Consider the following 23385-nt stretch of genomic DNA (forward strand, 5'->3'; position numbering starts at 1 on the left):
GCTCACTAATGTTATGGCATAAGTGAAATTGCTAAAAAGGAGGCCATAATCACTAAATGGATGAGCCCATGAAGGGATGTGGTCCTTCCTGATCCAAAGGTAAAACTTCCTGCAAGAAATGTAACCATTAAGAATACAATTCCCTTGGTGTCTAGCCCGAGGGTTAATGGTTTATCAAACATAAGAGAATAAAAACTCACAGCAGGGATTGTGAGTGCAATACTCGCAGCTCCCGATCCCAAAGCTAAGTTCAAACTGGTTTGTAGTTCATTGATTTTAGCCGCATTCATTGCTGCCAATGTCTCTGGAGCCAAAACAAGAATTGCAATCACAATTCCGACCACTGCCTTCGGCGCACCTAACGACGCAATGGTGCTTTCTATCGCTGGGCTTAAAATTTTTGACAATCCTACAACCGCCACAAGAGAGAATAGAAGTGAGATGAAACTAGTAATCGCTCTTTTTTGACTTGGCCTTGGATGGTCTGTTTGGATTTGAGAGGACTCTCCTTCTGATGCAGCAAAAAAGTTTTTATGTGATTTGGTTTGTGACCAAACAAGAGCTCCATACAAAACAAGGGATGCAAGAGAAACAAAGATAAGTTGTCCTCCACTATAAGTTCCCTTGTTTGTCGAAGTTGTATATAATGGCAAAATTAATGTAAGTGTTGATAATACTGCCAGAACTCCAAGCAAAGCCGTAGTTCCCACGAGTTGAAATCCCAACTCTTTATGCTTCAATCCACCTAACAAAATACAGATTCCAATGATTCCGTTGGTAACGATCATAAGCGCTGCAAAAACAGTGTCCCTTGCAATCTGAGGGGAATCTGCCGAATCGTTACTCATAAGACTGACAATGAGAGCCACTTCGATTACGGTAACAGAGATGGCCAAAATCAAAGTTCCGAGCGCAGGTCCCACTCGTTCCGCAATGACTTCTGCACTATGAACCGCACTTGAAATTCCTGCAGCTAAGAACACAACGGCAATCGCGATGAGAAGCCCTTCGCCAATGGGTGCGACGATCACACCGATCAAAACCAAAAAGGAAGTGAGAGAGAGCCAGTCGTTGGAAGTGAGAGTTCTTGTGTTCGCCATAGTGTTTCTTATATTTAAATTCTTTAATGATAAGACTCACTAGAAAGCCATAAAGTTCAACCAAATCCATAGATTTGCCATCTTTGTTTGGCCATGGGGCGCCTCGAATTTTCTTTAAAATACAGATCGTTCCAATACTCGACCGGGCTATCCGCTCCAATCTTCCCTTGCGGGAAGGATTTCCGCTTCTATCCCTGGCGCGGAAATAAGTTGACTGGCATTAATAAATAATTCGTTACCCAGATTTTAAGAATGACAATTCTCATATCCGCTTTACTTATATTTGTTGGTCGTATCAAAAACCTATGGCTTTACTTGTATCTATGCTAAAACGAATTCTATTTTTTTTCTTTTTGTTTTGTTGTCTCTTTAGTTTCAACGCCTGTCTTCTCAATCCCATTGTCCGGGATCTACTTTTTCCCGAAAAAGATCCTTCTTCTAAGTCTTTACTCGGACTTTTGGCCTTGACGGTAAATACCAATACTCGAGTGGAACTCAACCACTCCTGGGCCGGGGTTCGCAAGGGAGAAAGTTTGCAATTGGAAGCATCTTACTTTATGTACGGTTCAAAGGTGGATTCTACTTTCCAATGGTCAAGTAGCAACCCTTCCGTTGCCACTGTCGATGCCAATGGATTTGTGCAGAGTATTGGCAATGGAAAAGTGTATATTACTGCCACGTCCGCAGATGGAAGGGCAGGTGCGAGTTCAGACATTACAGTGTATACGGGATATGTTTATGCAAGTTTGGATACAAGTAACTTAGTCGGTCATTTGACGATGAATCATACCACAGGAGTTTTAACTCCTACCGGAACTATTTATGTTGGTCTTTCAACCGGACCTACTGGAATTGCCGCAGATCCTTCTGGTAAATATTTATTTACAGGAGATTTTTATGGCGGAACCATCTCTCAATTTTTGATCAACCAAACAACAGGTGTACTGACTGCAAATTCTACTCCCACTGCGCCAGCTGGTATCCAACCAAGAAACATAGTCATCACTCCCGATGGACGGTATTTGTATTTGGCCTCCCAAGGAACGATGGCCATTCGAGCTTACGCCATTAATGCCAATGGAACACTTACCTTTATCAATTCCTATTCCACATCTAATTTACAAACTCAAATTCAAATTTCAAGGAATGGAAATTTTATATTCTATTTAAGTTCTGCACAAACGGAACTTGTATCGTATCGCATTAACTACTCTGATGGAACTTTAACACAAGCTGGCGTAAGTCCAGCGTTTACTAATACTGGTTCCGACAATGTGGCAACTCATCCCAATGGAAATTTTCTTTATGTAGGATCCTATCCCGATTTAACGATTTTACGTTTAGATCCCGAAACGGGTTCTATGAACTTTGTGGATTCCGTAAATCATGCGAAGAGTATCAACGGTTCTGCCATCCATCCGAGTGGCCTTTTTTATTATTTGATTCATATGATTGAAGGAATTATTGCTTGTTATACGATAGATCCCATAACGGGAAAAATTGCATATGCGTCTGCCGTGACTGGATATTCGACCACTAGTTTGCGATTTATGGTCATCGATCCTACGGGCAGGTTTGCTTATGTTGCAGACAATGGTGGTGATTTACTTCAGTTTAGCATCAACCAAATTACAGGTGAGTTAACTTTAATTGGGTCGGTGGATCCCGGTGGAGTCCAATGGAATTTGATCTTTTTATGAGGGGTACATAATGGGATACTTTATTTACATCGTAGCAGCAATGTTAGTCGCACCGCTATTTTCCGTGATTTTTGAACTCTACTATCGTTCTTCCCAAATAAGATTTTTAGATCTCACTTGGAAGTGGTTTATCTTTTGGGCGATTGGAATCCGACTCATCACAGCGGGTGCTAGTCAAATCGCAAACCCAGCATTTACGGCAAGTATTATGCAACTCAGTGATTCGGCCCATGTTGTGATCAGGGAATTAGGTTTTGCTAATTTGCTGATGGGAGGCCTAGCAGCCTTGTCTTTATTTTTTCCCTCTTTACGTCCTGCGGCAACTCTCGGTGGTTTGTATCTTGGCCTTGCAGGACTACTACATGTCATTCGCGGTATCGAACACGTCAATTTCAAAGAAGCTACAGCCCTGATTTCCGACTTATGGGGTTTTCTGATCGTTGTGGCATATTATGTGGATTCTTTTTTATTGCGAAAATAAAAAGGGCGCCTCGTATCTTATCTTCTTTCTCCATTGGTTCGAAGCACGATCAGGCTTTCCGTTCCAATCTTCGCTTCCGCTTCGATTTCCACTGCAATCCTTGGCGCGGGGCTTTTAGCGATAGTATGGAAGTTGTTTGAATACAAAATTTTGATCTGACCAATCACCCATTCCTTAAAATCTTTTCCATCGTTTTGCCTTTTGCCAACTCATCCACAAGTTTGTCCAAATACCTGACTTGTTTTGTTAAAGGATTATCGATTTCTTCAATGCGATATCCGCAGATCGTTCCTTTAATGAGTTCGGCATTTTTATTTAATTTGGCTTTCTCAAAGAAAGTTTGAAAGGTTACATTCTTATCGATTAACTCTTTGATTTTCTTTTCATCAAAAGAAGTTAACCATTCAATCACTTGGTGTAACTCTTTTTTGGTTCTTCCTTTTTTTTCCACCTTGTTAATATAGTGAGGATAAACCGATGCAAAAGTCAGTTTGGCAATTTTTTCATTGTGTTCGGCAGTTGGTTTCATAAGTGATTTACCTTTATCTTTTATAATGGAGTGCAAAATTGGATTTTTTCATCAGACTTTGTCCAGAACTTTTCAAATCATAAGATTAATATCAAAAATGCCGATCCAATCAAAAGGCAAAGTGGATTATAAATTCGTTTTGTGTAATGTATAAAAATAGGTTTCCATTGCCTTGTTATTGGCGGGAAATATCCGAGAACTCCTCTAAGGAAAAAAACAAAGGAAACAAAACCAATCGTATAGCGAACTGCAATTACAATTTGATGCTCTAAATCTAGATAGAAACGAAGAGACCATAAAATTGGTAAAAGAGAAAAGAAGATTAAAAAAATAGCTACAAACAAACACATAAATCGAGAGGGAAACCGGTTTCCTTTTCCGAAGACAAGATCAATTAACTCTTGTTTTGTTTTTCCTGGCCAAAGTCCTCCAAAACCCCAATAAACATGGATAACCGCGAGTGAGAAGAGGAGAAAGGTAGAGGTGATTGCGATTAGGATCATGGCAATCATTATGAATTGAATTTTCTAAAGTTCTATCTTTTTTTGATTTTGAACGTACCTAGAATTTGTTTAATTTCATCTAAGATAGGTTCAAAATTATCATTGACCATTCCTGATCCTATCAGATAGAAAAAATCTTTCATTGGAAAAACCCAAATTGCAGAAACTACTTTTGTTTGATTCTGATTTTCGTCCAAGATGGTATAAGAAAAAAGTGCATACCCTGCCAAATTATCATTGATTTTGACTGTTTTTGGCTCCACTAAGTAATCAAAATTTTTAACTGCGATTGCTACTCTAAATAAATATTTACAAAGGTCAGCAAGTATATTATTAAATTCTAAATCACTTGGTTGAGCTTTAATGTTGATGATGGTTAAGAAATCTTCAGTTTCTGGATTTCTTTTGCGGATGGAAATTAAGTTTCTCTCACATTCCAAATGAATCCACAAAGAAAATAATTACTAAAAAAATATAAACCTGAATTAAAGTATCATTACTTTATTGATTCCCAAGTTCTTCTGCCAAACCGATTAACAGCTCTTCCGTTCCACGAATATAGCAGAGCCGATACATATCTTCATATTGGACGATTTCGCCAACAAGTTTGGCACCACGGGTGAGGAGTCTGGATACCAGTTCATCAATGTCTTCTACAGTAAACATCACACGGAGATATCCAAGCGAATTGACAGGAGCCGTTCTGTGGTCTCCCAAAACTGGTGGATTCAGAAACTTTGAAAGTTCAATTTTACTATGACCATCGGGAGTCACCATCATAGCAATCTCCACACGTTGGGACTGAACCCCGGTAACTCGACCTGCCCATTCCCCTTCGATGACGGCTCGTCCTTCGAGTTTCAACCCAATCTCTTCAAAAAATGAAATGATATCGTCAAGCGATTCGACAACAATGCTGACATTGTCCATTCGAAGTAATTTGTTTTTTGCCATGGTGAGTCTCCTGCCGTGGTCTCGTGTATTCTCTTATCTTCAATTTATAAATAAACTTTCGTTTATATCAAACAATGCGATGGTAAACAATTTGTTCCAGTTTATAAGAACAGGAAAAAAACAAATGTATCAAAAAATGCTATATTGATACAAATCATATTTGCTTACCATCCGAAAAGAAAATGACAAAAAAAGAAAGTTTGTTTAGCATACTATCTTACTATAAATCGGAAAAATTGAATCAAATGAAAAACCATAAACTAAAAAGAATCGTGTTGATTGTATTTTTAATCTCTTTTGTTTACTTATTTTTTTCTGTTGTATCGATCGTTACGACCGGATTACAGGAAGAAGATGATCTTACTTCAGATATTACACTTGTGCTTGGTAATAAAGTTGAACTCACGGGCGAGCCTTCTCTTCGTTTAAAAGCAAGGTTGGATCAAACTTTAGTTTTATATAATAGTGGAAAAATCAAAAAAGTAATCGTTTCCGGGGGAATCGGAAAGGAAGGTTTTGATGAATCTAAAGTGATGAAACAATATCTTGTGGATAGAAAAATTCCCGCAAATCTGATCCTTGAAGACAATTTAGGTGATAATACAGAAAAGTCAGCGAACAATTTGAATCTTTTTTTGGAACCGAGTTCTATCAATTCAATCATGATTGTTTCCCAATATTTCCATCTTCCCAGAGCCAAGGTTCTTGTAGAGAGGGCTGGATTTAAAAATGTGAAAACAAGTTATGCACGTTATTTTGAATTCCGAGATTTTTATTCTATCTTACGTGAAACGATAGCACTTCCCGTTGTCGTTTTGATTCCAAAAATTGAAGAATAGAAATTTAAATTCAATTAGTGATATTAAGAATGAAACTGTTTTTCATTCGAATGAATTTCTGAATTCTTTGGGTGTGAGTTTTGTTTTTGTTTTAAAAAGTCTGCTGAAATATTGGGGGTATTCGAATCCTAATTGAATTGCGATTTCATTCACAGACATCGAAGTAGTTGCCAATTTTTCTTTTGCCTTTTCAATAACCCAGGTATGAATGTGTTGTTGGGTGTTCTTGCCGGTAATAATCCTCAGCATATCACTCAAATAGTTCGGAGACACATTCAGTTGGAAAGAAAGGTATTTGACTGTGGGTAAACCAAGTTGTTGCACTTTACCTGTGTCAAAATATTCTTTTAACAACCCTTCTATACGGATCAAAAGATCGTCATTGGTATGTTTGCGGGTGATAAACTGTCTATTATAAAATCGATTGGCATAGTTAAGAAGAAGTTCGATATGGGAAATCATTACATCCTGGCTGAATGTATCAATTGTTGAGAAATATTCCTGTTCAATGTTTTTCATAATCATTTCGATTATCGCTTCTTCTTTTTCGGACAAATGCAGTGCTTCGTGGGTTTCATAGGAAAAAAAACCATAGTTTTTGATTTGTTTTGCTAGATTCGAATTGCGAATAAAATCTGCATGAAAGATCAAACCCCATCCCGATAGTTCGGAAACATCCGTGGATTCATCAAAGGAAAATACTTGTTTGGGAGAACTCAAACTCATGATTCCTTCGCTAAAATCATAATTTTGCCTCCCATATCGAATAGTGCCTTTAATGTTTTTTTTGATCGAAATGTTATAAAAATCGTAAACAAATTTATTTTCCAAAAAATAGGGATTCATTGTTTTCCCTGTATATTTCATAATTGATACTAACGGATGTTGTGGTTTAGGTAAGTGTAATGCTTTGTGATAAGCACCAATAGAATCAAATGTAATCAGTCCTTTTTTTGTCATAAGTTTGTCCAACAAGTTGTAGCGGGAGAAAAAACGAAAATTGGAGTTTATACTCCCGCAAGTTCTTTTTAACGATCTAAGGCAGTCATAGAAACCGCATCATAACGATCCCCAATAGAAGTACCTAAAGGAATGATTGATTCCAGTTGCTCGAGGTCTTCTTTGTTTAAAATAACATTGGCTGCCGCAATATTTTCCTCCACATATTTGACTCGTTTCGTTCCCGGAATTGTAACCACATCTTTTGATAAAACCCAAGCAATTGCCAGTTGTGAAGGAGTGATTCCCTTTTTAGTGGCTAATTTTTTGATTTCATTTACCAATTCTAAATTTTTATAAAATTGTTCTCCTTGGTAACGAGGGATATTTTTTCTAAAATCATTTTCTTCAAAATCTTCAGGAGTTTTGATTTCTCCTGTCAAAAAACCTCTGCTGAGCGGAGAATAGGCGACGAGTCCGATTCCCAGTTCCCGCATGGTCGCTAAAGTCCCAGAACTTTCTACTTCTCTTTCGAATATAGAATATTCTGTTTGAATAGCACTTAATGGATGTATTTTATGTGCACGTCTTATGGTTGAGGATGAAACTTCAGAGAGTCCGATGTAACGCACCTTCCCTTCTTTGACGAGTTCCGACATGGCGCCGACTGTATCTTCGATTGGTGTATTGGGATCTAGTCTGTGAAGGTAATACAAATCAATATGATCTGTACCTAAATTTTTTAAAGAACGTTCCAGGGCTTTTTTTACATACGCAGGTTTTCCATTGAATTGCCAGGTAAGTAATTCATTATCATCTACTTCAAAGCCAAACTTGGTTGGCAGTATATAAGCATTTCGATTGCCTTTGATTGCTTTTGCAATAAGTCTTTCATTTTTCAAAGGACCATATAAATCAGCTGTATCTAAAAAGTTTACCCCTAATTCAAAAGCCCGGTGAATTGTTGCAATAGATTCTCTCTCATCCGCAATACCATAAATATTCATTTCTGCCATTGTGGACATTCCCATACAGCCGAGTCCTTCTATGGGAACAACTAATCCTTGTTTGCCTAAATTAATTTTTCTTATGTTTGTCATAAATAAAGTGTAAGTTAAAAATTTAAAAGAATTCAATTTAAAATTAAACTTAGGCTGTATACAGATTCAGTATAATTGTATACAAAATGAAGGAATGAGTTTGGTAACCATGGTGTTTGGTTCTTTTTTTGCTTCAAATTCAGCACTATGACCCGCAATCAAAAAAATACGTTAGTTATGGTGGAGATGTCGATTTGATCAATTTAATAATTTCATATTCGTATATCCAACGTTTACAACTGATCCATACATTGGTACTTTTGGAGATCCATTCTCTGATTTTGGAAAGTTTATCGCAGGTTATTTTCCAACAGATCGAACCGGTATCATTTCAGTCAGTCTGGGAGGATTCACTTCTACGTATAATATACTCGTAAAAGGTTTTGGAATTCTTTGCCAATATGACGTAGGCGTATTTGATAATACGCGTATTTTTAATTGAAAAAATTTAAGGAAAAATTAAGAGGAAAAATCAAATGAAAGGTAGTATAACAGAATATCTACGAAGTGGCTTTTATAAAGGGGTGGGACTTACCATCGGATTCTTTACAACTAGTCTTGTTGCTGCTGCAACAGCGATGAATTTATTCGCACCAGGCGAAGTGATTAGTTCTGCAAGGATCAATCAGAATTTTCTCATTGCTGCACCAGAAGGTGCTGTCGTTGCTTTTAACTTAACCAACTGCACTGAAGGTTGGGCCCCAGCTGATGGCACTAACGGAACACCGAATTGGAACAGGAAGAGATCCCAGTGGATCACGATCAATTGGACATTACCATCATGTCAGTGGGGTGTCGGCAAGTTTTATAAAACCAGACTCTTATGAAGGTGCTGGGACCGCCCATATAGGTCAGGCATCGGTAACTGTTGGCAATCCTATACAAGGATTAAACGGTGTTCCTCGATTTGGAAATGAAACCTGTCCCAAAAACGTTGCTTTGACCTTCTGTATGAGAAAGAATTAGGTTCAACTTATAAAACTTCCGATTCGGTGATGTATCTTTTTTGATTGTGTTACAATTGTTAGATTTTAGTTTTAGGACATTATGAAAAAGAGTATTCTACTGGTTTTACTTGTGCTGAATTGTGCTACACTTGTTAAAGGTTATACGCCCAAACATTATTACTTTTCTTCCAATGAAATGGATACAAGTTTTTATGTTGATGGCGAAAAAGTCAGTGAGACCATTTTAGAAGTACCCATTCCTGAAGTTCCTAATAAAACGATTAAAATTCGTGTCGAAAAATCTGGTTTTAAACCAGAAGAAGTAGAATTACGGTATCAGTTTAATACTAATGTACATTTAAACGGGTTCCTATTGATATTTTATCCTGTTGGGGTTCTTGTTGATTACTATAACGATGCCTTCTATCATTATAGTGCAGAAAAAGATCATTTCATTCTGCAAAAAAACTCTAATTTTACTGAAAATGACATGAACAAATCTTATATTTCTTATGAAGAAAGAAGAGGAAAGTTAAAAGATGCGGATGGATATTTAAGTACAAATCGATCTACCAAAATTTTCTCAATTGCTCGTTTTGAAAAAGGCGAATATATTGAATTAACCAATCTGAACGATTCTTCACCTGACAATGCTAGTGAAATTTTCTCAGTTGCTAGCTATGAAAAAATGAGATCTGCGGAATTTGACAAGCGAATCGGGTTTTTAAAACCAGGGAAATATAGAATCAAAACCTTTTTTAGTTATTCTACAATTGTTGGTCGTCAAATAATAACGTATGAATCAAAGGTAAATGAGACAGTTGATATCGAAATTTTTCCTAGTGCTTTAAGCATTCTCTGTACAGACATTGATCTAAAGGATGGTAAGACATTGGTTCAAAGGATACAATCGAAAGTAAATCCAGATTTAAATCAATTTTCGAACCCTATGTTGGAAAATTCAGGAAATAGATTCTGTCCACCGATCAATCCAATTGTCCTTAAGGTTGAATAGTTCTATCAATAGACACAGGAATTTCTTCGAAGGTTGTGTCACCGTCTTTTCTAACTCGAAAAATAAACTGGTTGGGTAGTCTTTCTTTGAGATAAAAGAAAGTAAAAACTCGAAACATAGAATATTGTGGAGGCAACATTTCATTTTTGACATGAATGGCTTCTGTTTCATATCTAAGATCGGCTGTTGTTTTTAATTTTTCCAAAAAATTACCTGCCCAGTGAACACGAACGATTCTATGCATTTCTTGACCTTGTAAAGGTATGACTGGTTGTAATGACACTTCCAATTGGGAAGAAGAGGTGTTTTTTATTTCCATTTCGATGTGAACAGCATCAATTGACTTGTCTGTAGGATAATAACCTCTATTATGAATGGAATAGCCGGGTCCTCGGTCGATATCTAATATTTTGAATGAGACAAAATCATTTTTTCCGGACACTTTCGCTTTTGTAGCTCTTTCTTCTAAGGTGGAGCAACTAACCAACAAACAGAAAAAAATAAGGGTAAGTTTTTTCATAAATAATCTTTATTCTTATATGATTCTATTTTAAAATACAAGAAAATTATCTAACAAATGTTTTACGAATGAAAAAAAATGTTCATAAAATCTGTGTCAGTTTTTCCCGTGCGCGCCGGATAGAAGCGTAAATCCTTTGCGAATGCAAAGATTGGCGGATAGCCAGAAATATTCGGCCAAAAAGCCCTCATAAAGCCTAAATTTTTACCCTCCTGATTCCCGTCCCCGGAGGACAAGCTGATAGAAAATATGGTAATATCAGAGTCGAATAGTTGCACTTATGAGATTGAAAATAGCATTTTATTGTCTCTGCCTTTTGTACTTTCTAAACTGCAGTCCAGCAGACCTTTGCAATGCAGCTGATACTACGAGCCGATGCGGAATCTTAGAATTGGCGACACGAAATCCAATTTCGTCAAATTCATCATCTCCCACCGTTCCTCATTGTTCCCCTTGTAAAATGTTCGTTACGGCAACGACCTATAATGCCAATTTAGGAGGTATTGTAGGTGCAGATAACAAATGTTCGTCTGATGCCAATAAACCTTCCACAGGTAATTACAAGGCATTAATTGTGGATGATGTCAATCGTAGAGCTTGTACCAGCGTGAATTGTACTTCTGGTGGAGTTACGGAACAGATTAATTGGGTATTGGCACCAAATACAAGTTATGTTCAGTCTTCCAGTCCATCGACGATTATTTTCATATCCGATGCTAATGGGGTATATAACAGTAGCTTAACGAATTTAATTTCGGCTGCAGCGGCCGCAATCTGGACAGGGATCAAAAACACGTCCTCTTGGGATTGGCAAACCGATACCGCACATACATGTACTTCTTGGACCGATAGCGTATCAGGAAATTGCGGAACCTATGGGGTGACTTCTTGGACAGATAGCCGTGCGATTGCGATTGTTTCCGCATACGGAAGTGGAGGTACACTCAACAATTTACTTTGTGTCGAGCAGTAGTTTTCCTATTTTTAAAAATAAAATAAGGTTCGTAGAGAATTTCTTCAAAAAATATCGTCCAGTTGTATTAGAGATTTTAACCTATGTCATCTGTTACTGGTAACTACTTAGAAAAAGGAAGTATGATAGCCAACACAATTCGTATTTCCTTTGCGGTTGTGATGTTATCTATCAATGTTTTCTTTATGATTGCGATTCCCACAACCGAACGAACGATGAGCCTCATACTTTCATTTCTGGAATTTGTGGTTTTATCGTATGGTGTTTATACTTTCTGGCTCTATAGAAAGAAAATATTCTATTTAAAATTTGCCTATGTCTCCATTTTACTCGATATCATCATCTACTCGAGTGTTTTTGCCATTGTAGTCATTTTGTCCAAAACACCAGCAGAAAAGGTTTCCATTGCAACAATGCCCTTTGTAATGTTGGTTCTCCTCTTCGTCGTTATTTATTCCGGGTTTCTATTGTCGTATAAACTAACAATGACAGTTGGTTACATTGCAATTTCCAGTTTACTTCTGTATGTTTTTTTAGGAGTAAAAGGAGGTGCGGAAATCAAATTTATTGCCACTGCAGCAAATGAATTTGGGATTCCATTTATAGGAATCAATACAATTGCTTTGATATGCGGTGTTCATATGATGAGTGCAGTCGTAAAATTTATGTCGAATTCAAGCAATGAGGCAACAAAATCTGCTGAAGAAGCAAAACAAAAATCTGAAGCTGCAAATCAAACAAAACAAAACATCCAGTCAGAAGCGGAGACATTGAATCAAAGTGTCAAAGAAATGTTAAAATTTATGGATTCATTAAATACTGAAATCCAAACACAAGTTTCAAGTGTAGAAGAAATCAGTGCCTCCATGGAAGAACTTGCCGCTTCCATGGACAGTGCTAGTGATTTTGTAAAATCACAGTTTACAAGAATTGATGACTTAAACCAAGAAAGTTCGGTCATGGATAAAATTTTGTCTGAAGTTTACACATCAACCATCAATTTGGCACAAACCACAGATGAATCCAAACAATATAGTGTTCAAGTAACCACTGCTATGGATTCAGTAAGTTCCAATTTTGAAGAAATCAAAGAAAGTTTTCAGAAAGTAGAAGAAGTTAATCAAATTTTAAGTGAAATCGCCGATCGAACCAACTTGCTTGCGTTAAATGCTTCAATCGAAGCAGCGCGCGCTGGTGAACATGGAAGAGGATTTGCAGTTGTAGCTCAAGAAGTGGCTAAACTTGCTGATAGTGCACAAGAAAATGCTTCGTTAATTTCAAAGATCATTACACAAGCAGCCAAACAGATTGTAAGTGGAAATACTGCGGCGACTGAAACAAAAGAAAAAATGGGAATCCAAGACAAGGGTTTTGGTATTCTCGTATCAAACCTTTCTGATTTAAAGATTAAAGTGGAAAAACAAACATCGATTCATAAATCTTTTTTACATTCATTTCAAGAATTGTTCTCACTGTCCAAACAATTGGAAGAATTAGCATCAGAACAAAAAATGGGGACGCAGGAAATGTCAAGAGCTCTTGTATCGATTGAACAATCTGCTTCTTCGCTTGCATCCAATACTTCCCACTTACGTGAAAATGTGGACGGGCTCTCAAAACAATCTGAACGATTGGCTAAACATATTTAAGATTGAGTTCCCTTTTCGTTCATTGAACGTGCTGAACCTTCAGTGAACGTTTGGGTTGTATGGTCCTCCTGTTTCACACCAACCTCATTTAGGCATTGGCTCGTGAGTCGCCATTGGATTTTCGGTATCCGACTTTTTACGAGTAAGGCCGAATGAAAGTAAACTGATCAAAACATATTCGGTTTCCCGCGAATGCGTTTATTTATTTTTTTGATCGCATTAGGGGGTGGTTCTTTCGCTTGTGCCAATAACAGAAAGAGAGATATACAAATTACCATTCCAAAACAAAAGGCAGAAACAAAAATATTGGCATCGTTTTCGTAAAACGATGTGTAAGGCAAAGAATCAAACCATATAAACGAAAATCCTGTCAGTAAAAAGCCGCTAGCGAGATACATAGGCATATTTGTCATATAAAATAATACACCGAAGGCCAATTGAAATAATTTCCAGTAAGTCCACTTTGATATCCCTCGGGCTCTTTGCATTCGTTCAAAATACACGGGAGTTTGACAAAAATCAACAATGGCAACACTGCCCCGAAACCAAAGATATTTTTTGCGAAGTGAAATGATTGATTGGACAACACGATCATCGATAAGAAAAAAATCGCCGCTTCCCTTTAACGGTATTTTATTAGAGAGTAATTGTAATACTCGATAAAACATACCAGCTGTTAAACGTTTAAATAGAGAATCCTTGTTTCGTTTTGTACGAATTCCCACAACAATAGGGCTACCTTGTTTCCAAAGTTCGATGAAAATGGGAATGAGGTCCGGCGGGTCTTGCATGTCCACATCCATTAAAATCAGTGCGTCTCCCTTGTGTTCTCTAAGGCCTATGGTTATAGCAATTTCTTTCCCGTAATTTTTTTTGAGTTCAATGACAGTTAATTTATGAGTAAAGCGAGGAAAGGAAAGAATTACACTTTTCGTACAATCTGTACTACCGTCATCCACAAAGAGAATATGGAATTGACCGGGAAGAGTCTTTAGGTTTTTTCGCAAAGACTCCAAAAATACAGGAATGTTTTCTGCTTCATTCCAAACAGGCACAAGGATGGTGATCAGTCTATGTGTTTTATTTGTCATAATTTTATTGACAACAAACTTAAAATTTTGTAAAACATTGTTTACACAACCAGAAAATACTGAACCCTTTGTACATTCGGCTAACGTGGAGACTAATTATGAATTTAGTTGTCAAACTTATATTCGTCTTCTTACTAATCCAACAAGTTGCCTGCCGAGCGCCTGAACTAAATAACCCAAACGACCCAAAATCTGGGGCATTCCTACAACAAAGTTTTATCCAATTTTACTTACGCAGCCTAAAGGAAACCTACCTCCCTGACTCGCTGGCAATTCTCCGATCTGGAAGTGGCTTAAGCAGTGGTGTGCGCATTTACTCTGTCGATGCAGAATACGGCCCAAGTTCCGATGCCTATGTAGAACGTATGGCCCCTTTCTCATACGCGGGGTTTCCTGGAAACGCACCCGCAAGACTCCTCGTCCCACCAAAGTCCAGAAAGATCATTTTTGCACCAGGGGATAATGGATCATTAGTATCACTGGAATACACCGACAGCAAAGCCATCGAAATCCGGAACACTTTCCTTTACGGAAATTTGCCGTCCCCATACGTACAACGGATTGCGAGCACTCCCACAGATGTGTTCTATACCCTGAATACCTCGAGCAACACATTGCAACGTTGGAGTCTTAATTCAGAGACAGGTGCCCTTGCGTTAAAGAATTCAGGAAATTATCCTTTTGGCGTAGCTTGCAGTCCATTGTCTTTGCGTTACGATAGAAAAAATGAATCCATTGCCGTACTGACCGGTTACGCCGGTACGAGGGGCATAAGTTTCCTTAAGTCGCAGGGTGATTCACTCATACCGATTAGCCCCAATTTCGATTTCGGAACATTGACATCGAATGACAATCTTTGCATTCATCCAGAAAGAAATTTCTTCTACTCAACCATTTCAACTTTCCCCAATACCATCAAAGCCTTCCAATATTCAATGGATGGCGCTATAACGGAAGTTAGCGGATCACCTTTTGCACCAGATACAACTGCTTCTGGGCTCGCCACCGGATTACAGATGACCACAAACATGGTCATTGATCCGGACGGCAAGTATCTCGCCATTGCGTATGTTGCAGGAAGCAACCGTTATTTGAGCTTACTCGCTATCAACCGAGAAACCGGTGCACTTTCAGAAACCGGATCCAAATACTCTGTGGGTAATTCTCCTTCAAACCTCCATTGGGACAAAAGTGGTCAGTTTATTTACTTAACCTCCGACACTGGAGGATCAACTAACAATTACCAGTTGGAATACTTCAAGGTAATGTCTGACGGATCGATCACAAGAGGGGTAAACTCACCCATTACCATCAATCCTATGAGCCCAGCGATTGGTATAGCCAATATCGAATCAATCAATCCTAATTTTTATCTGCGGTATGCGCCCTGAAACTAAAGTTCTATTCACCCTTATTTGTAAGCCTTAGCCTATATTTCATTTTTCTTTTTTCTTTTGACGGCGTGCCGGATGCGGATATTTTTTACCATTTTGCAGTGGCCAAACTCTATGCATCACAGGGTTTTGTACACAGTCTGCCCTGGCCCGAGTTAGGCATCCAATCGGTTGAATTCACAGACTATCATTTCTTAATCCATCTAACACAGATTCCGTTTACTTTACTTCCACTAGATGAAAATGTAAAGATCAAACTCTATATTTTTTTCACTTTAGCGTTCTTACTTTTCCAATTATTTCGATATTTCGAATCAATCGGCTTTAAAAACTCTTATTATTTTTTAGGGGTTTGGTTTGTTTTGGGTTCCACCTTGTTTACAGGAAGGTTACTTTTCGGTAGGGGTAATGTAATTCTATTTGCCATCCTATTTCTAGCTCTACGACTATGGAACGATGATAAGCACAAGTTCCTGTTTGGTTTAGGTTTTCTTTCCGTCTGGGCATATTCGGGTTTTCCTCTCCTTTTCATAGTATTTGGTTTATTGTGTTTGGCGGACTGGAGCCGTAATAAAAGACGAAATTATTCCTTTCTTCTTCTCGGGATTATGAGTGGCCTCGTCATCCATCCTTCATTTCCGAACCAATGGAGTGGTTATTTTTTGGAACTCATCATCCAATCCTTTCCTCCTCCGGCTGTAGAACCGATCGCCGAATGGCTTCCTCCGACAAAGGAACTTCTTTTTCTAGGTTTTTTCCCGATTTTGCCTCTACTCGGCATCACCTTTCTCCAACTAAAAAAGAGAAAAATGAATTCGCCTTCCATTGTTTTTTTATTTTTAGCAATCATAAGTTTAATTATTGCAGGTGCCTCACTTAGAGTGTTTGAAGCTAGCTTTCTATTTTTTTTCTTATTTCTATTTCATAATATTCAACTTAGTAAAAATTTACAAATTCTATCTGTAATTTTTTTGATTCTATTACAACTACCGATTACTTATAAAAAAAATTCCGACCATTTCAAAACAACAAATCCAAAACTTATATTTGCTACAACAGAATGGATTAAAAGAAACATTCCTCCCAAGGAACGCATATTTTTGTCCTGGGCTGATTACCCTTATTTTACCTATAAAAACCCTGAATATACTTATCTTTTTGGATTAAACCCATTATATGCTTGGGCAAAAAATCCTGAATTATACTTGGCTGAAAAGAATTTTTTCGATGGATCAGTTAACGGATTCCAGATGATACCTCAAATTTTAGGATACAAGGTAGTCATTATCAATAAACAATTTTACCCATATTCTGCCGAAACCTTTGGCAAACTGAACAAAAACTATTCTCTCGATTTCCAAAACGAAAAGTACAATGTGTATATTTTTACAAAAGAAGCTGCAAAAACAACAATAGATAACAACATCATTGTTAAATAAATCCGACCATTCAAAACAAAACTTAAATTGAAATTTTTGGTTTTGGTTTCGCCAAAATAAGCTAATTTAGCTGTATCCGAAATATAGACATTATCACCAAAATCACGGTTTTTCGGAAAATATGATTCGCTAGTAAAATTCCATCGATTGTCTCTGATCGCAAATTTAGATTTATGATCCTGCAAAAAACCAATCATCTCCTTTTTTAATTTCTGATGGTCAAATAAAAAATCATAATTAGAAACTAAAAATACTGTATATCCCTTGTTTTCTAGCTCTTGTTTTAACGAAACATCACCTATAGAATCGCCATCAGACAAAAGTACCAAAAATGAAACTGTTTTTGGGTTTGCGAAAAACGAAGAATTATTTTCATTATCAACTAAAAAAAGATTAGTACTGATTTTCTCTGTGCAAAGAACCGCCTGAAAATAATTAGATAATTTAATAAAGTCCACTGCATGCATCGATTTACTTTCAGTTAACAAATTGGAATTTATAATAGCTACCGGGGCAATTTCGTTATAATCTTTTGGGTCTTCTAATTTAACCAATACAAAAGGGTCGAGGTCCGCAATGACTTGTAAACGATTTTGGTTTATTTTTATATACTCTTTAAATTCGGGAGACGAACCAAACATGTATTCAACCCCTGACCTTCGCAAAAAATCTAAATACAGAAAAAGGTTTGAATTGCGATCGCCAAAAATATACAACGAATCTCTCCAATCAACATCTGTACCCCAGCGAAATGAATTCCGAAAACAAAACTCTTGCCAATTGAATAATAAAGTCGCATATAGCGATGACTCAACAGTTAGCCCCATATTATTTTTAAGACCTAATTTATACAATAGCGGCAAAATATAATGGGGTGAACCGGCAAATTCTTTCATGCGCAAAACTTCTGGCTGCACTAAACTACCTTTTGGTATAAGGCTGAGAATTTGTTCAAGAGAAGCGTACGTAAGCTGATCGGAACCAATTTTTCTTTCATCCCGAAAAGGCCCGTTATACTGTTGGTGCAAAAATGGATCAAAGTTTAGAAAAATTAAAATTTCGATGATGAGTGTGGAAAACAAAAAAACTTTTCGAATTAATTTCCCTGAAATATTTTTTGCATAAACGAAAAGAGCGTAAGAGAATAAAAGCGAAAATCCTAAATAAAACAAATCAAAAGCACGATAAGTATGGATTTTAAAATTCGGGAAAATATAGCCAAAACTATGATCCAAACTAAGCCACAAAAAAAACAACACCATTGCAAACGTAAATTGGAAACGTTTTCTACTGGCAAAATTTTTAAAGTTAAATGCAAGGAGCAGTATTGCAAAAAAAGAAACGAAGCGTCCAGTTGACAATAATTGTATAATGTATTCTATATATATGCTTCCACCCAATTCCTTATTCTTTATAGCCAAATTATAAATATCCGGCCCCAATATGGAAAGTAACGGAGGATACGAAAATCCATAATAAATACCACTAGTGTAAATGGAATAAAAGGCGTAATTGGTAATCACAGGCCACACCAAAAATAGAATGCAAAAAAAAGAAACAAGGTATGTTTTTTTAAATTTCAAAACTTCCTTACGTCGAATTGCCAAATAAAGACAAAATGCCATAAAAAAGAAAACTGTAGTAAGTAAATGCGAATAGAATAAAATACTCACAAGACCTGTAAAACGGATTATATGTGATTTTACATTCGTTATTCTGAACTTTTCCAACTCACAAAATGCTAACAATAATAAAGCATGAGAAAAACTGGAAATAAAAGTTCCTTCGATAATGCCAACAAGGCTTGTACCTTGTAAACCATCTCCCGCATAATTTAAATAAAACAAAATAGAAATAAAACCCAATATGGTTTGGATAATTGGATTATGTTTTCCAAAGAAGAAAACTTTCGAAAATTGGAAAATTGCATAAGAAAGAAAACAAATCACAAAGAACATAGCATGATAAACGGCTACTTCCATAGACACTCCCAAAACAAAAGACAATACCGTTGGGATCAGGTAAAAAAACGGCGGATAAAAATAAAAAATGGGAAATCCACCAAACCAAATATCGGACCAACCGGTGGCTTGGAAATTGCCTAATAATTTTTGGAATTCTAAACTTAATACAATATGTCCGGGTGTGTCCCAACCGTTGAGTGCTTTGCCTTCTAAAAAAAATGAAAATTTGAAGTAATATAATCCGAATAAAAATAAGATACTGACGGAATAAAAAACCGATGTTTTGAATTTACTGACAATCATTCGGAAATAACTCATTTACACCAAATGAGATATATCATTGAAAATAAATCATGTAAAAGAAAAACCAGCCAAAGAAAAATTGACACTGACTTAACACAATACCAATGATAGGAAGCCAGTCTGCTGAAAAGCGAATGTATTGTACCACAAGTAATTCGGTTTCCAGCCCCACCAATACAGAGAGAATGATTCCTCGTCCTACGATGTCAGCAGCAAGTTCTGGAGGAGTGCGCTCGAGAACGGATTTGATTCTGTCTAGGAAGATATTTCCGATTCTGGGCACCTCGCAATCATTAGCTTGTCTCTGAATTTTTTGTATATGCGACCGGGCTTTCCGTTCCAATCTTTTCACTATCGCGAAAAGGATTTCCACTGCAATCCCTGGTGCGGGGAATTAAATTGTTAGATTGCGAAGCTTCTGAAACAAAGAATTGAAAACAACCGCTGCTGAAACAGCAAAAGGCTTCTCATGCGATGAGTGAAAGATTTCACTACAATTTCCACATTCTACTTCGAATAAAGTGAATTTAATTCTCTACCTTGAGAATTTTTACGTGACAGATTGGGATTTCAATCTAGAAGTAAACAATAAACCAAACTGGTGTTATTTTAAAGTACCTTTAGGTAAAAGATAAAAGTAGAATAATACGGAACGGAATTCCAATAAAACAGGCTGTAAAAAAAATCAAAAATTAGAATATAGATATGATTTGTTAAAGGATTTTATTTTTGTATCTGTTCCCTTTGTCCAATGCATTAATATTTATTAAGTGCGATTTGATGATGATCTTTCAAAAGCTACTGGAAAAAAGGGATTAAAAACCTTGAAATCAATGAGACTACCTATATGTTTTTTCCAATTTCACGCTGTAAATTTGTGAAAGGATATGTAACCGATGATGAACCCTTTGGAAACCCTTACAAATGAAATCTAAATTCCTATTGTTTACTGTCACAGTTTCCTTGTTTTGGGTCTCTGCATGTAACTACCAAAAAGAAGTTCCTAATGACCCACTTGTGCAATTATTTGTGATTAACTTTGCAAATGAATATTATTCCAATTCCTGTAAATTTCCGAAATTGACCTTACGGAAAGATGCAGACCAAATCTTGGAATTAAAACAGAATGAGAAACAATGGTTTCGTTTTTCTTTTGAAGATTACAAATCCCTAGGTTCCAATCCTCCAAATTTATATTTAAAAATTTCCAAACAAGCGGGTACCGAGGTTTCGTTTTATACCAATAATAATTGTGGGCAGTATTCTGATTCATCCTACCAACGTTTGCCCATTTCATCTACAAGTACAGATGTCATATACGGATTGTACAAATCAGATTTTCAATCGTATGAAACTGTAAAAGCATCGGAAAATGGATACTATATAGATTACATATTTGGAAATCCAACGATTACAATTAGGCAATATTGAATTTTATGAAAATAATTAATCATCAAACAAATTTTAAACTTATATTCTTATTATTTTCTTTCTTAGTTTCGTTTGCCTGTTACTTACCATTGCTAACAGGTTCTGACAAGGACTCAGGCGGAAGTAATGCATCGAGTAATTTTATTTTTGCGTATTCATTATTACTTGTTAATCAGTCCAAAGCAAATTATTGTCCAATACCCTCACAAATCCTAAGAAAAAATACAGATTATCCCGTAACTTTGGCAATTGGTGAACCTTATTATTTTCATTACAACTATTTAGATAATGCAAAACCGCAAGAAGAAGTAAGGAACTATTTGCTTAGAATTACAAAACAAAATGGAACTAGTGTTACTTATAAAGAAAACACAAATTGTAATTCTGCCTCTTCTGGATTTTCGACAGTAACCCCAACGAATGTAACCACAACAGAACAGTTGTATGATTTATATTATTCAAACACTTTCAGACAGTCATGGCAAATCCCAAATATTTATTCTGTAGAAGTGACTTCTGGAAATCCAACGATTACTCTACGACAAGAATAAATTGGTAAACGTTATTGCTTTCCATGAAGATAGAATTGCCTCGCGCCCCGGATAGAAGCGGAAATCCTTTGCGAATGCAAAGATTGGAGCGGATAGCCGGAAATGTGCGCCCAAAAAATATTTTGTTTAAACTCAATTCACTTCTTGGTTTCGTTTCCAAATTTTTTTGGCAAGTAAACTTAACTCATCAAAGTCTTGTCGCATCAGTGACTCTTTTTTCTTTCGGGACCAACCTTGCACTTGTTTTTCTCTGTAAAATGCATGATCGATTCGAGAATATTCTTCATAATATACTAATTGAACAGGCAATCTTTTTTTCGTGAAATTAGCACCCTTTCCACTTTGATGTTGTTTGATCCTTTTTTCTAAATACTTCGTACTACCAGTATAATACGAACCATCGGAGCAAATTAGAATATACATAAATCCCATATACCTGTCGTTTCGATACGCTTCACTACTCTACGACCCCCGACAGTCAATTGGTGTTTTCTCAACGACCGACAACAACCAATTGTATCCGACCACCAATGCAGAGCATTGAGTAGGCCGAAGGCTGTATCGAAATGCGAATCTCTATCTTTAAGTAAGGTAAAAAGTACTAACTTTGGTTCGAAATTTTTGGGACTGCGTCTATGTCAAAACATTGATCAATAAAAAAAGGGAGCCAATACTTTGGTTCCCTTAAGTTTCAATACAGAATGTTTTAAATACCTGTCGTTTCGATACGCTTTGCTACTCAACGACCCCCGACAGTCAATTGGTGTTTTCTCAACGACCGACAACAACCAATTGTATCCCGACCACCATAGCCAGAGCATTGAGTAGGCCGAAGGCCGTATCGAAATGCGAACTATCGAATCCCTGGCTTAATATATTTCAATTCGTCCAAGTATCTTCCAGTTCCTAACACCACACAAGTCAGTGGGTTTTCGGCACGAAATACTGGAACTCCTGTTTCTTTGGTGAGGTAGTGTTCGAGACCACGAAGAAGGCAACCGCCACCTGTGAGAACGATTCCTCGTTCTACGATGTCGGCTGCAAGTTCTGGAGGAGTGCGTTCCAAAACGGATTTGATTCCGTCTAGGATTTCGTCTGTTGGTTCTTTGAGGGCTTTACGAATTTCGTTAGAGTCCAGTTCCAAGGTGCGCGGAAGACCAGAGATCGCGTCACGACCTTTCACTTCCATAGTGTCCACACGTTTGTCAGCAAACGCGTTTCCGATCGTGAGTTTGATATCCTCGGCAGTTCTTTCTCCGACGACTAGGTTGTATTGGTTACGAAGGTATTTCACAATCGCTTCATCGAATTCGTCACCACCGGTACGGATGGACTCTGCGATCACCATACCACCGAGAGAGATCACAGCGATTTCTGTGGTTCCCCCTCCGATATCTACGATCATATTTCCTGCTGGTTCATGGATCGGGATGTTGGCACCAATCGCAGCAGCCAAAGCTTCTTCGATAAGGAAAATTTCGCGAGCTCCGGCTTGTTCTGCGGACTCACGAACGGCACGTCTTTCTACTTCGGTAATTCCAGAAGGAACTCCGATGACGATACGTGGTTTTACAAATGTAGTGCGGTTGTGGACTTTTGCGATGAAGTAACGAATCATCTTTTCTACGGTTTCGAAGTCGGCGATGACCCCGTCTTTCATAGGGCGGATGGCGACGATGTCACCAGGTGTTCTTCCGAGCATCCGTTTTGCTTCTTGTCCCACGGCGAGGACTCGGCCTGTAGAGGCTTGGACTGCCACGACCGACGGTTCTGATAGGACGATCCCTTGTCCTTTCACATGCACGAGGGTGTTCGCGGTTCCCAAATCGATGCCCATATCGTTCGAGAATAGTCCATAGAGGTTATCAAATATCATATCAGATCCTGTGAAAGAAGTACGAAAGGCGGAATTTAAGGTGGGTAAACACCAAAACAATACAATTCTACCCGTTCCCCATAATTT

At 37.4% G+C, this 23385-nt stretch carries 23 protein-coding genes and 1 pseudogene; 11 read left to right on the forward strand and 13 right to left on the reverse strand.

Annotation, left to right across the window (positions count from 1 at the left end; translation table 11 throughout):
* Window positions 1-11: 11 nt before the first annotated feature.
* Entirely contained in the window at window positions 12-1100 is a 1089-nt protein-coding gene (locus tag CH361_RS04710) for a calcium:cation antiporter (RefSeq protein ID WP_100789682.1), read from the reverse strand.
* A gap of 305 nt (window positions 1101-1405) precedes the next feature.
* Here CH361_RS04710 and CH361_RS04715 point away from each other — a divergent pair, with 305 nt between their 5' ends.
* Entirely contained in the window at window positions 1406-2800 is a 1395-nt protein-coding gene (locus CH361_RS04715) for a beta-propeller fold lactonase family protein (protein WP_100789683.1), read from the forward strand.
* A gap of 10 nt (window positions 2801-2810) precedes the next feature.
* Window positions 2811-3281, forward strand: a complete 471-nt coding sequence (locus CH361_RS04720; RefSeq protein ID WP_100789684.1) for a DUF6790 family protein — start codon at window positions 2811-2813, stop codon at window positions 3279-3281.
* A 163-nt stretch (window positions 3282-3444) separates the two neighbouring features.
* Here CH361_RS04720 and CH361_RS04725 read toward each other — a convergent pair whose 3' ends face one another.
* The 4 genes from CH361_RS04725 to CH361_RS04740 form a co-directional block, all read right to left on the reverse strand.
* Window positions 3445-3810 (reverse strand): DUF2200 domain-containing protein, encoded by a 366-nt coding sequence (locus CH361_RS04725; RefSeq protein ID WP_100789685.1) that lies wholly within the window; start codon window positions 3808-3810, stop codon window positions 3445-3447.
* Window positions 3811-3887: 77 nt separating this feature from the next.
* The gene (locus CH361_RS04730) at window positions 3888-4313 is read right to left on the reverse strand and encodes a DUF3995 domain-containing protein (RefSeq protein WP_100790023.1); all 426 of its coding nucleotides are present in this window, start codon (window positions 4311-4313) and stop codon (window positions 3888-3890) included.
* Between the two features lie 32 nt (window positions 4314-4345).
* Complete coding sequence (locus CH361_RS04735; protein ID WP_165782225.1) at window positions 4346-4753, reverse strand: hypothetical protein; 408 nt, start codon at window positions 4751-4753, stop codon at window positions 4346-4348.
* A 61-nt stretch (window positions 4754-4814) separates the two neighbouring features.
* On the reverse strand, window positions 4815-5267 hold the full coding sequence (locus CH361_RS04740; protein ID WP_100789687.1) for a VOC family protein: 453 nt from the start codon (window positions 5265-5267) through the stop codon (window positions 4815-4817).
* 182 nt (window positions 5268-5449) lie between these two features.
* Between CH361_RS04740 and CH361_RS04745 the strand changes: the two genes are divergently transcribed.
* Complete coding sequence (locus tag CH361_RS04745; RefSeq protein ID WP_244279569.1) at window positions 5450-6106, forward strand: YdcF family protein; 657 nt, start codon at window positions 5450-5452, stop codon at window positions 6104-6106.
* Between the two features lie 42 nt (window positions 6107-6148).
* On the opposite strand, the gene CH361_RS04750 is transcribed toward CH361_RS04745, so the two are convergent.
* Together CH361_RS04750 and CH361_RS04755 are read right to left on the reverse strand one after the other, a co-directional pair.
* On the reverse strand, window positions 6149-7066 hold the full coding sequence (locus tag CH361_RS04750) for a helix-turn-helix domain-containing protein (RefSeq protein WP_100789688.1): 918 nt from the start codon (window positions 7064-7066) through the stop codon (window positions 6149-6151).
* A 68-nt stretch (window positions 7067-7134) separates the two neighbouring features.
* Window positions 7135-8181, reverse strand: coding sequence for an aldo/keto reductase (locus tag CH361_RS04755; RefSeq protein WP_244279571.1), 1047 nt, complete (start codon window positions 8179-8181; stop codon window positions 7135-7137).
* A 440-nt stretch (window positions 8182-8621) separates the two neighbouring features.
* On the opposite strand from CH361_RS04755, the gene CH361_RS04760 reads away from it, so the two are divergent.
* Together CH361_RS04760 and CH361_RS04765 are read left to right on the forward strand one after the other, a co-directional pair.
* Window positions 8622-8972 carry a hypothetical protein gene (locus tag CH361_RS04760; protein ID WP_244279573.1) on the forward strand — a complete coding sequence of 117 codons (351 nt, stop codon included), beginning with the start codon at window positions 8622-8624 and terminating at the stop codon, window positions 8970-8972.
* A gap of 220 nt (window positions 8973-9192) precedes the next feature.
* The gene (locus CH361_RS04765; RefSeq protein WP_244279575.1) at window positions 9193-10107 is read left to right on the forward strand and encodes an LEPBI_I2678 family protein; all 915 of its coding nucleotides are present in this window, start codon (window positions 9193-9195) and stop codon (window positions 10105-10107) included.
* Here the strand turns inward: CH361_RS04765 and CH361_RS04770 are convergent.
* A complete protein-coding gene (locus CH361_RS04770; protein ID WP_100789690.1) occupies window positions 10094-10627 on the reverse strand; it encodes a hypothetical protein in 534 nt (177 codons plus the stop codon). The two genes, CH361_RS04765 and CH361_RS04770, sit on opposite strands and share 14 nt — an antisense overlap.
* 460 nt (window positions 10628-11087) lie before the next feature.
* Here CH361_RS04770 and CH361_RS04775 point away from each other — a divergent pair, with 460 nt between their 5' ends.
* Entirely contained in the window at window positions 11088-11600 is a 513-nt protein-coding gene (locus CH361_RS04775) for a DUF1554 domain-containing protein (RefSeq protein ID WP_244279577.1), read from the forward strand.
* An 83-nt stretch (window positions 11601-11683) separates the two neighbouring features.
* Complete coding sequence (locus CH361_RS04780) at window positions 11684-13249, forward strand: methyl-accepting chemotaxis protein (protein WP_100789692.1); 1566 nt, start codon at window positions 11684-11686, stop codon at window positions 13247-13249.
* Window positions 13250-13416: 167 nt separating this feature from the next.
* On the opposite strand, the gene CH361_RS04785 is transcribed toward CH361_RS04780, so the two are convergent.
* Window positions 13417-14340, reverse strand: coding sequence for a glycosyltransferase family 2 protein (locus CH361_RS04785; protein ID WP_100789693.1), 924 nt, complete (start codon window positions 14338-14340; stop codon window positions 13417-13419).
* Window positions 14341-14645: 305 nt separating this feature from the next.
* Between CH361_RS04785 and CH361_RS04790 the strand changes: the two genes are divergently transcribed.
* The gene (locus CH361_RS04790; RefSeq protein ID WP_125232054.1) at window positions 14646-15731 is read left to right on the forward strand and encodes a beta-propeller fold lactonase family protein; all 1086 of its coding nucleotides are present in this window, start codon (window positions 14646-14648) and stop codon (window positions 15729-15731) included.
* A gap of 104 nt (window positions 15732-15835) precedes the next feature.
* Window positions 15836-17173 (forward strand): hypothetical protein, encoded by a 1338-nt coding sequence (locus tag CH361_RS19600; RefSeq protein WP_165782226.1) that lies wholly within the window; start codon window positions 15836-15838, stop codon window positions 17171-17173.
* Here the strand turns inward: CH361_RS19600 and CH361_RS04800 are convergent.
* The gene (locus CH361_RS04800) at window positions 17077-19455 is read right to left on the reverse strand and encodes a hypothetical protein (protein WP_125232056.1); all 2379 of its coding nucleotides are present in this window, start codon (window positions 19453-19455) and stop codon (window positions 17077-17079) included. The two genes, CH361_RS19600 and CH361_RS04800, sit on opposite strands and share 97 nt — an antisense overlap.
* A 136-nt stretch (window positions 19456-19591) precedes the next feature.
* Window positions 19592-19699, reverse strand: a pseudogene (locus CH361_RS19815) (rod shape-determining protein); the annotation flags it as partial.
* A 665-nt stretch (window positions 19700-20364) separates the two neighbouring features.
* On the opposite strand from CH361_RS19815, the gene CH361_RS04810 reads away from it, so the two are divergent.
* Together CH361_RS04810 and CH361_RS04815 are read left to right on the forward strand one after the other, a co-directional pair.
* Complete coding sequence (locus CH361_RS04810) at window positions 20365-20871, forward strand: hypothetical protein (RefSeq protein ID WP_100789697.1); 507 nt, start codon at window positions 20365-20367, stop codon at window positions 20869-20871.
* A 5-nt stretch (window positions 20872-20876) separates the two neighbouring features.
* Window positions 20877-21422, forward strand: coding sequence for a hypothetical protein (locus CH361_RS04815; protein ID WP_100789698.1), 546 nt, complete (start codon window positions 20877-20879; stop codon window positions 21420-21422).
* A gap of 132 nt (window positions 21423-21554) precedes the next feature.
* Here CH361_RS04815 and CH361_RS04820 read toward each other — a convergent pair whose 3' ends face one another.
* Entirely contained in the window at window positions 21555-21845 is a 291-nt protein-coding gene (locus CH361_RS04820) for a GIY-YIG nuclease family protein (protein ID WP_244279579.1), read from the reverse strand.
* 430 nt (window positions 21846-22275) lie between these two features.
* A complete protein-coding gene (locus tag CH361_RS04825; protein WP_002972591.1) occupies window positions 22276-23298 on the reverse strand; it encodes a rod shape-determining protein in 1023 nt (340 codons plus the stop codon).
* Between the last annotated feature and the right edge of the window lie 87 nt (window positions 23299-23385).

The sequence above is a fragment of the Leptospira brenneri genome (assembly GCF_002812125.1).
Classification (GTDB): domain Bacteria; phylum Spirochaetota; class Leptospiria; order Leptospirales; family Leptospiraceae; genus Leptospira_A; species Leptospira_A brenneri.

What these genes read in the sequence shown, in the direction of transcription:
- CH361_RS04710 (WP_100789682.1), bottom strand. Translation starts at nt 1,100, where the DNA reads ATGGCGAACACAAGAACTCTCACTTCCAACGACTGGCTCTCTCTCACT.
- CH361_RS04715 (WP_100789683.1), top strand. Translation starts at nt 1,406, where the DNA reads ATGGCTTTACTTGTATCTATGCTAAAACGAATTCTATTTTTTTTCTTT.
- CH361_RS04720 (WP_100789684.1), top strand. Translation starts at nt 2,811, where the DNA reads ATGGGATACTTTATTTACATCGTAGCAGCAATGTTAGTCGCACCGCTA.
- CH361_RS04725 (WP_100789685.1), bottom strand. Translation starts at nt 3,810, where the DNA reads ATGAAACCAACTGCCGAACACAATGAAAAAATTGCCAAACTGACTTTT.
- CH361_RS04730 (WP_100790023.1), bottom strand. Translation starts at nt 4,313, where the DNA reads ATGATCCTAATCGCAATCACCTCTACCTTTCTCCTCTTCTCACTCGCG.
- CH361_RS04740 (WP_100789687.1), bottom strand. Translation starts at nt 5,267, where the DNA reads ATGGCAAAAAACAAATTACTTCGAATGGACAATGTCAGCATTGTTGTC.
- CH361_RS04745 (WP_244279569.1), top strand. Translation starts at nt 5,450, where the DNA reads ATGACAAAAAAAGAAAGTTTGTTTAGCATACTATCTTACTATAAATCG.
- CH361_RS04750 (WP_100789688.1), bottom strand. Translation starts at nt 7,066, where the DNA reads ATGACAAAAAAAGGACTGATTACATTTGATTCTATTGGTGCTTATCAC.
- CH361_RS04760 (WP_244279573.1), top strand. Translation starts at nt 8,622, where the DNA reads ATGAAAGGTAGTATAACAGAATATCTACGAAGTGGCTTTTATAAAGGG.
- CH361_RS04765 (WP_244279575.1), top strand. Translation starts at nt 9,193, where the DNA reads ATGAAAAAGAGTATTCTACTGGTTTTACTTGTGCTGAATTGTGCTACA.
- CH361_RS04770 (WP_100789690.1), bottom strand. Translation starts at nt 10,627, where the DNA reads ATGAAAAAACTTACCCTTATTTTTTTCTGTTTGTTGGTTAGTTGCTCC.
- CH361_RS04775 (WP_244279577.1), top strand. Translation starts at nt 11,088, where the DNA reads ATGTTCGTTACGGCAACGACCTATAATGCCAATTTAGGAGGTATTGTA.
- CH361_RS04780 (WP_100789692.1), top strand. Translation starts at nt 11,684, where the DNA reads ATGTCATCTGTTACTGGTAACTACTTAGAAAAAGGAAGTATGATAGCC.
- CH361_RS04785 (WP_100789693.1), bottom strand. Translation starts at nt 14,340, where the DNA reads ATGACAAATAAAACACATAGACTGATCACCATCCTTGTGCCTGTTTGG.
- CH361_RS04800 (WP_125232056.1), bottom strand. Translation starts at nt 19,455, where the DNA reads ATGAGTTATTTCCGAATGATTGTCAGTAAATTCAAAACATCGGTTTTT.
- CH361_RS04810 (WP_100789697.1), top strand. Translation starts at nt 20,365, where the DNA reads ATGAAATCTAAATTCCTATTGTTTACTGTCACAGTTTCCTTGTTTTGG.
- CH361_RS04815 (WP_100789698.1), top strand. Translation starts at nt 20,877, where the DNA reads ATGAAAATAATTAATCATCAAACAAATTTTAAACTTATATTCTTATTA.
- CH361_RS04820 (WP_244279579.1), bottom strand. Translation starts at nt 21,845, where the DNA reads ATGTATATTCTAATTTGCTCCGATGGTTCGTATTATACTGGTAGTACG.
- CH361_RS04825 (WP_002972591.1), bottom strand. Translation starts at nt 23,298, where the DNA reads ATGATATTTGATAACCTCTATGGACTATTCTCGAACGATATGGGCATC.